The sequence below is a fragment of the Deinococcus pimensis DSM 21231 genome, from assembly GCF_000519345.1.
Lineage (GTDB): Bacteria > Deinococcota > Deinococci > Deinococcales > Deinococcaceae > Deinococcus_A > Deinococcus_A pimensis.
In genome coordinates this window covers 220,404-227,507 of the sequence record NZ_KI912633.1, presented here as the reverse complement: position 1 = coordinate 227,507, position 7,104 = coordinate 220,404, and the positions used below count along the sequence as shown (strand labels likewise).

Genomic DNA, 7,104 nt, shown 5'->3' with positions numbered 1-7,104 from the left:
GGCGCTCGCGCGGTACGTGGAGGCCACCGCGCCCGGCGCGGCGCCCGAGGTGGTGCGCGCCGCGACGGCCGAGCAGGACACCGAGGTGCACTTCAGGCCCGGCTACGAGGGCAAGCCCGTCAACCACGAGGAGGGCGTGGACGTGCCCGCGAGGGAGCCCGACGTGGGGCGACGGGGACGGGACCTGTCATGAAAAGGTTGTGGAGACGCGTGGACGGCCCAGGCACGAGGACCCGACCGTTCGGGTCCGTATACAGGTAGAAGGAAGGGGGCGGCCCATGGAGGGCCGCCCCCTTCCTTCAGACTTTCAGCGCTTCCCGGAGCGTTCCGAGATCGAGCGAGCGGGTGGGCCCGTCGATGACGACGCGGCCCTCGCGCAGGACGATGACGCGCCCGCCGAGTTCGAGGGCCTCGTCGAGGTGGTGCGTGACGAACCCGACCGTGGCGCCCGTGTGCCGCCAGATGCCGAGCAGTTCCTGCCCCAGCGTGTGGCGCGTGGCGACGTCGAGGGCGCTGAAGGGCTCGTCGAGCAGCAGCAGGGGCGGCGACACGGCCAGCGCCCGCGCGAGGGACACGCGCTGCTTCTGACCGCCGGAGAGCTCGTGGACGCGGCGGAACGCGAACTCCTCCAGGCCGACGAGGCGCAGGGCGTTCATGGCGCCCTCGCGCCGTTCGGGCTGGGCGGCGCCGCGCATCTCGAGGCCGAACTCCACGTTGCCGAGCACCGTCCGCCACGGGAAGAGCGCGTGTTCCTGCTGCACGAGCGCCTGCCGTTCGGTGGGCCCGCGCAGGGGCTCGCCGAGGAGGCGCAGGTCGCCGGAGGTGGGCAGCAGGAAGCCCGCGAGGAGGCCGAGCAGGGTGCTCTTGCCGCTGCCGGACTCCCCGACGACGCAGAAGAACTCGCCGCGCCGCACCGAGAAGGAGAGCGGCCCGACACCCGCGTGGCTGCTCCGGCTGCCGCCCGGGTAGCGGTACTCGACGTCGTGAAGTTCGACGATGGGCGCGTCCTGGGTGGGAGGGGTCACAGCGCGGTCTCCAGTCCGTAGTCGCGGCGCACGCGCGTCTCGACGCGGCGCAGCGCGAGGTCGAAGAGGCCGCCGAGCGCGCCGACCACGACGAGCGTCGCGAGCACGAGGGCCATGTTGGCGGTGTTGCGGCCCGTCTCCAGCGCCTGCCCGAGGCCGGGGTTGCTGGTGAGCAGTTCCGCGCCGATCAGGGCGCGCCACGCGAAGCTCCACGCGAGGCGCGCGCCCGTCGCGAGGTGCGGGACGCTGGCGGGCAGCAGCACCTTCGTGTAGAGCCGCAGGCCGCGCGCGCCGAGGGTGCGGCCCGCCGTGATCCACGCGGGCGGCACGTTCTGCAGCGCGGCGCTCACGGCGAGCGCGACGGGAATGAGCCCTTCGAGGATCACGACGAACAGCACGGCGCGCTCGTTGAGGCCGAACCAGAGGATCGCGAGCGGCACGAAGGCGATGCTGGGGATGGACTGGATGGCGGTGAGCCACCCGCCGACCGTCTCCCTGAGCGCGCGGCTGGACGCGAGGAGCGTGCCGATCAGCACGCCGAGGGCGAGCGCGACGACGTAGCCGATCGCGACGCGCCGCAGGGAGTTGAGGATGCTCTGCGTGAGCCGCCCGCCGGGCGCTTCCCCGAAGAGGCCGTAGGAGAACTCCTCCAGGACCGCCTCGGGTGGGGGGAGGATGTAGGCGGGCCAGACCTTGAGGACGTCCGTGACGAGCCACCACACGAACAGCACGGCGAGGATCCCGACGATCTGCGCCATCCACATGGGGCGGCGGGCGCGCGCGGGGCGGGCGGCGAGGGCCACGTCAGCGTCCCTGGCCCTGGGTGGCGCTCTTGAGGTAGTCGAGGTTCACGAGCTTCGTGAAGTCCGGCAGGGTGCGGGCGTACCCGGCTTCCTTGTTGAGGTCGCCGTACTCCTTCAGGGCGTCGAGGTTGAAGTTCGTGGTGATCTCGGTGCGCGCGAGGGCCCGCTGGAGGACGCGCGCGTCGATCTTCTCGCCGGTGAGCTTCTCGAGCTGACGGCTGATGGCGGCCTGCGCGGCGGGCCGGTTGGTGTTGACGAACTTCACGCTGGCGGCGTGGGCGCGCAGGAAGGCGCGGACGAGCTCGGGGTTCTTCGCGGCGAAGGTGGTGTTGACGATGACGAGGGTGGTGGGGTAATCCCCGCCGCGCCAGACGGTCTTCTGGTCGCCGACGAGGCGTCCGCCGCGCGCTTCGAGCAGGGCGCCCCAGGGTTCGGGCACGAGGGCCGCGTCGATCTGCTTCGTGGCGAACGCAGCGGCGACGTCGGCGGGCGCGACGGGCTGGATGGTGACGTTGCCGCCGTCCGACTGGGCCTTCAGGCCGTTCTCCGCGAGGAGGTGCCGCAGGCTGATGTCCTGGGTGTTGCCGAGGGTGGGCACGGCGACGCGCTTGCCCGCGAGGTCCTTCACGCTGCGGATGGGGGCGTCCTTGCGGGCGACGAGGACGGCGCCCGCGTTGCTCGCTCCGGCGACGATCTGGAGGGGCAGGCCGCGCGCGGCGCCGTTGATGGCGGGACCCGGCCCGATGTAGCCGATGTCGATCTGCCCGGCGGCGAAGGCCTCGTTGAGGGCGGTGCCCGCGACGAAGCTCTTGGCGTCCAGCTTGACGCCTGCGCCGAGCTCCTTCTGGAAGGTGCCGCGCTCGAGTCCGACGAGGGCGGCGGCGTGCGTGAGGTTGGGGAAGTAGCCGAGCCTCACCGTGGTGGCGCCCTGCGCGAGGGCGGCGGCGGTGAGGCTCAGGGTGAGGCTGAGGGCGTACGCGAAACTTCGTTTCATCGGGGTCCTCCTGCGGGATGGCGGCGGCTTTCCACGAGTGTGCGCGTGGCGGCGCGGTCTGCTGTCCGGTTGCGGTGAACGGGCGTTCCTGCCCTGCTCAGCGGTGCCTAACCATGCGGGCAGGGCGGGTGGGGAGACGGCGCCCGAATAGTTGACACAAAGTATCAGATTTAGGGGAAGGCGAGAACGGCAGGACTTCACGGGAGCTTCACGAGAAGAGGGCGGCAGGTAAAACCCCACCGCCCTCTCCCCTCCTTCGGCTCAGTCGCCGCGTTCGAGTTCCGCCTGCTCCTCGCTGCTGTCCATCACGGGCTGCTGCCGCTTGCGCCAGCGCAGCGAGTACCCGAAGGGATTCATGGCCGGGTCGATCGTCATCTCGCGCGCCGTGCGGCGGCCCTGCGTGGCCCGCGCGAGCTTCAGGAGGTCCGCCTTCGGCGTGCGGTCCTCGTACAGCAGGCCGTTCTTTTCCTGGAAGGTGTCGGTGAGCTGCGTGTAGCAGAAGCCCGACAGGCCCATGCACTCGTACACGGCCTCCAGCAGGGCCGAGTAGTCCCCCAGGAAGTCCTGCTCGTCCTCCGACTCGCTGTAGCCCCAGCCGCTCTCCGTGGACGGCATGAACGCGATCCCGCCGAACTCCGAGAGCACCACCGGCTGATCGGTCGGGGTGAAGCCGCCGAGCGTCAGGACGCGGTCGCCGGGCCGCTGGTGCTCCACGCTGCGGCGGGTGGACTCCAGCGTGCCGTAGCGCGACAGCAGCATCGCGGGCTCGTCGGAGTAGTCGTGGACGGTCAGGATGTCCGTCGCGACGTGCTCCCAGCCGTCGTTGCCGATCACGGGCCGCGTCGGGTCGAGCGTCTTCGTGAGGTGGTAGAGCGCCCGCACGTAGTCCCGGTGCGCGGCGTTCGTCGGGAGGTCCGGCACGCCCCAGCTCTCGTTGAACGGCACCCACGCCACGATGGACGGGTGAGACACGTCCCGGCGGATCGCCTCGGTCCACTCCCGCGTGAGCATGTCCACCGACCGTGACGTGAAGCGGTACGGGCTCGGCATCTCCTCCCAGACCAGCAGGCCGAGGCGGTCGCACCAGTACAGCCAGCGCGGATTCTCGATCTTCTGGTGCTTGCGCGCCCCGTTGAAGCCCAGCTGACGCGTCAGCAGCACGTCCTGACGGAGCTCCTCGTCCGTGGCGCTCATGAGGGAGTCGGGCCAGTAGCCCTGATCGAGGACCATCTTGAGGTAGTAGGGCCGCCCGTTGAGGATGAAGCGGTTGCCCTGCACGTCCACGGAACGGATCGCGGTGTAGCTCAGGACCCGGTCCACGAGGCGGTCGCCGTCGTAGAGCTCCACGACCGCGTCGATGAGGGTCGGGTGGTTCGGGCTCCACAGCAGCTCGTTGCGGAAGTCGTCGATGCCTGGGTCGGGCAGCGCGATGCGGCGCGACACCTCGTTCCAGTGCACCGAGTAGCGGTCGTCCGCGACGAGGTTGCCGCCCTGCTCCAGCCGCACGCGCAGCGTCAGGTTGCCGCCGACCGGGCCGCGCAGTTCCACCTCCACGCCGATCTCCCAGCGCTCCATGTGCGGCGTCCAGCGCAGGTAGTCGATGCGGGTCTCCGGGACGCGCTCCAGCCAGACGGGCTGCCAGATGCCGGTCGTGCGGGGGTACCAGATGGAGTGCGGCTCCAGCTGCCAGTCCTGCTTGCCGCGCGGGCGCGACAGGTCGGCGGCGTCGTCCTCGGCGCGCACCACGACGCGCATGCTGCCGGCGTCCCTCACGGCCTCCGTGACGTCCGCGCAGAAGGACGTGTGACCGCCCTCGTGCCGCGCGACGAGCTGACCGTTCGCCCAGACGGTCGCGTGGTAGTCCACCGCGCCGAAGTGCAGCAGCAGGCGGCCCTGGCGGTCGGCGGGGTCGAGCGGCACGTCCAGCGCGTACCACACGACCGGATGGAAGCCCTCGTCGTGGATGCCGCTGCGGCGGCTCTCGGGCGGGTAGGGCACGAGGATCTCCCGGTCGAACGTCACGTCGTCCGGGGTGAGGCAGGCGCGGGCGTCGTCGTACGCGAACTGCCAGGTGCCGCAGAGGTCACGCCAGTGCTCACGTTCGTGCAGGGGGTTCGGGTGGGTGGAGTCTCTCACGGCAGGTCTCCTTTTCTTCAACGGCGAGCCTACTCGCCGCCACGCGCAGGCGTATGAACGTCTCGCCCCGACACCTTAAAGCCCCGCGCAGACTTCCCGGAAGTCCCCGGCAGGGTGAAGTGGAAGGTGCTGCCCTCGCCGGGCGTGGAGTCCACCCACAGCCGTCCCCCGTGCGCCTCCACGACGCGGCGGCAGATGGCGAGCCCCACGCCGCTCCCCTCGAAGCGGTCGCGGGTGTGGAGCCGCTGGAAGATCTCGAAGATCTGCGGGAAGTAGCGCTCCTCGATGCCGATGCCGTTGTCACGGACCGTGAAGTGCCACGCCGCGCCCTCGCGGGTCGCCGCGATCTCCACGACGGGCGGCGTGCCCTCGCGGCGGAACTTCACCGCGTTGCCCACGAGGTTCTGCAGGAGCTGCGTCAGCTGCGCCGCGTCGCCCCGCACGACGGGCAGGTCCGTGTGGACGACGCGCGCGCCCGTCTCCGCGAGGGCCACGCCGAGCCCCTCCAGCGCCGCCGCGAGCACCTCCGCGGTGGACACGGGCCCATGCTCGCGCCGGACGGAGCGCAGCCGCGAGAAGGCCAGCAGGTCGTCCACGAGGGTCTTCATGCGTTCCGCGCCGCGCACGATGGTGTCGAGGACGACGTCGGCGCGCTCGTCGAGCCTGCCGCGGTAGCGGGTCTGGAGGACGCCCGTGAAGCTCGCGACGGTCCGCAGGGGTTCCTGCAGGTCGTGCGACGCGACGTACGCGAAGCGTTCGAGCTCCTCGTTGCTGCGCCGCAGTTCCAGGTTCGCGGCCTGCAACTCGTCGCGCTGACGGCGCACGTGGTCGAGGACGCGCGCGCGCTCCAGCGCGAGCCCCACGGTGTCGGCGGCGCGGCGCAGCAGGTCGCGCTCCCCGCCCGGCCAGCCGCCCGCGCGGCACGCGCGCCACACGACGAGCGCGCCCGCCGGTCGCCCGGCGCCGTCCCGGACGGGTTCCACCCCGAACGCGAGCGCCTCCGGGACGTCCACGAGCGCGTCTGGATCGGCGCGGTAGTCGTCGAGGTAGACGGCGCCCTCCTTCAGGGCGCGGCTCAGGACGGGGAGGTCCGCGCGGCCCAGGTCGGGGCGCAGGGCGCGCTCGTGAACGCCGGGCGGCAGGTCGCCCCACACCTCGGGCGACGTGAGGCGCTCCCCGTCGAGCCGCACGAACAGCATCGCGGTCGCGCCGAGCGCCACGCCGAGCCGCGCGAGCGCCACGCGGGCGGCCTCGTCGGGCGTGACGGCGCGCTGCAGCACGTCTCCGAGCGCGGCGAGCACCTCGGCCCGCTCTCTCGCGGCCTCCAGCTCACGGGTGCGTTCACGCACGCGACCTTCGAGCTCGGAATTCACCTCCTCCAGCGCCCGCCGCGCCCGCACGCGCTCCGTGACGTCGCGGATGTACAGCGACAGCTGATCCCCACCGGGGTGCGCGCTCACCTCCAGCCACAGGCCCAGCGGCGTGTAGAGCGCCTCGAAGGTCACGCTGACGCCCTCTCGCCGGGCCCGCTCGTAGTGCGGGCGGAAGGTGCCGTCCACGTCGGGGAAGGCGTCGTACAGGACCCGCCCGAGGTAGTCCTCCGGGCGGCCCCCGACGAGGTCGGCGGCGGCGCGGTTGACGTACACGAGGCGGTCCCCGGCGTCGAGGGTGAGGAACGCGTCGTTCATCCACTCCAGCACCTCGGAGAGGCGGCGCTCGGCGCGCACCTGCGCCTCGACGACGGTGCCCGTCGCGATCCAGCCGCCCGTCTGTTCGGGCTGCACCTGCATCAGGAACCAGTAGTGACGGTTCTGGTTGCAGCGCAGCCGGAACTGCAGCGAGAAGGGCTTCCCGGCCCCCACGAGGCGCGGCCACGCCCCGGCGACGCCGGGACGGTCGTCGGGGTGCAGCACCTCCAGGAAGCGGTCGCCGAGGAAGGCGTCCTCGGTCTGCCCGCTGAAGCGCAGCGTGCGTCCGTTCACGCGGCGCACGTGTCCGCGCGCGTCGAGCCACCAGAGCATCTGCGGGATGCGGTCGAGCAGGGCCGCCGGGTCGGGCAGGGGCGGGAGGGGGTCGTCCGGGGCGCTCACGGGACGTCCCCCACGGCGGGCGCGTTCCCGAGCAGGTCCAGCAGGTCCGCGCGGGA

Annotated in this window: 6 protein-coding genes; 1 reads left to right on the top strand and 5 read right to left on the bottom strand. The window is 72.0% G+C overall.

What is annotated here, in order from left to right:
• The coding region (locus DEIPI_RS39045) for a hypothetical protein (protein WP_169737028.1) at positions 1-193 on the top strand (193 nt) is incomplete at its 5' end.
• Positions 194-299: 106 nt separating this feature from the next.
• Here DEIPI_RS39045 and DEIPI_RS0105775 read toward each other — a convergent pair.
• From DEIPI_RS0105775 to DEIPI_RS35350, 5 genes are all read right to left on the bottom strand, one after another.
• Positions 300-1,025 (bottom strand): ABC transporter ATP-binding protein, encoded by a 726-nt coding sequence (locus DEIPI_RS0105775; RefSeq protein ID WP_027481165.1) that lies wholly within the window; start codon positions 1,023-1,025, stop codon positions 300-302.
• Positions 1,022-1,789 (bottom strand): ABC transporter permease, encoded by a 768-nt coding sequence (locus DEIPI_RS0105770; protein WP_084474046.1) that lies wholly within the window; start codon positions 1,787-1,789, stop codon positions 1,022-1,024. Before DEIPI_RS0105770 ends, DEIPI_RS0105775 begins: the two co-directional genes overlap by 4 nt.
• Before the next feature lie 40 nt (positions 1,790-1,829).
• A complete protein-coding gene (locus tag DEIPI_RS28845) occupies positions 1,830-2,822 on the bottom strand; it encodes an aliphatic sulfonate ABC transporter substrate-binding protein (RefSeq protein ID WP_045233704.1) in 993 nt (330 codons plus the stop codon).
• Between the two features lie 261 nt (positions 2,823-3,083).
• Positions 3,084-4,958 (bottom strand): glycoside hydrolase family 2 protein, encoded by a 1,875-nt coding sequence (locus DEIPI_RS28840; RefSeq protein ID WP_045233703.1) that lies wholly within the window; start codon positions 4,956-4,958, stop codon positions 3,084-3,086.
• 29 nt (positions 4,959-4,987) lie between these two features.
• A complete protein-coding gene (locus DEIPI_RS35350; RefSeq protein WP_052351628.1) occupies positions 4,988-7,048 on the bottom strand; it encodes a PAS domain-containing sensor histidine kinase in 2,061 nt (686 codons plus the stop codon).
• Positions 7,049-7,104: the final 56 nt, after the last annotated feature.

Excerpts from the sequence above, each read along its gene's own strand:
- DEIPI_RS0105770 (WP_084474046.1), bottom strand. The coding sequence starts at position 1,789 with ATGTGGATGGCGCAGATCGTCGGGATCCTCGCCGTGCTGTTCGTGTGG.
- DEIPI_RS28845 (WP_045233704.1), bottom strand. The coding sequence starts at position 2,822 with ATGAAACGAAGTTTCGCGTACGCCCTCAGCCTCACCCTGAGCCTCACC.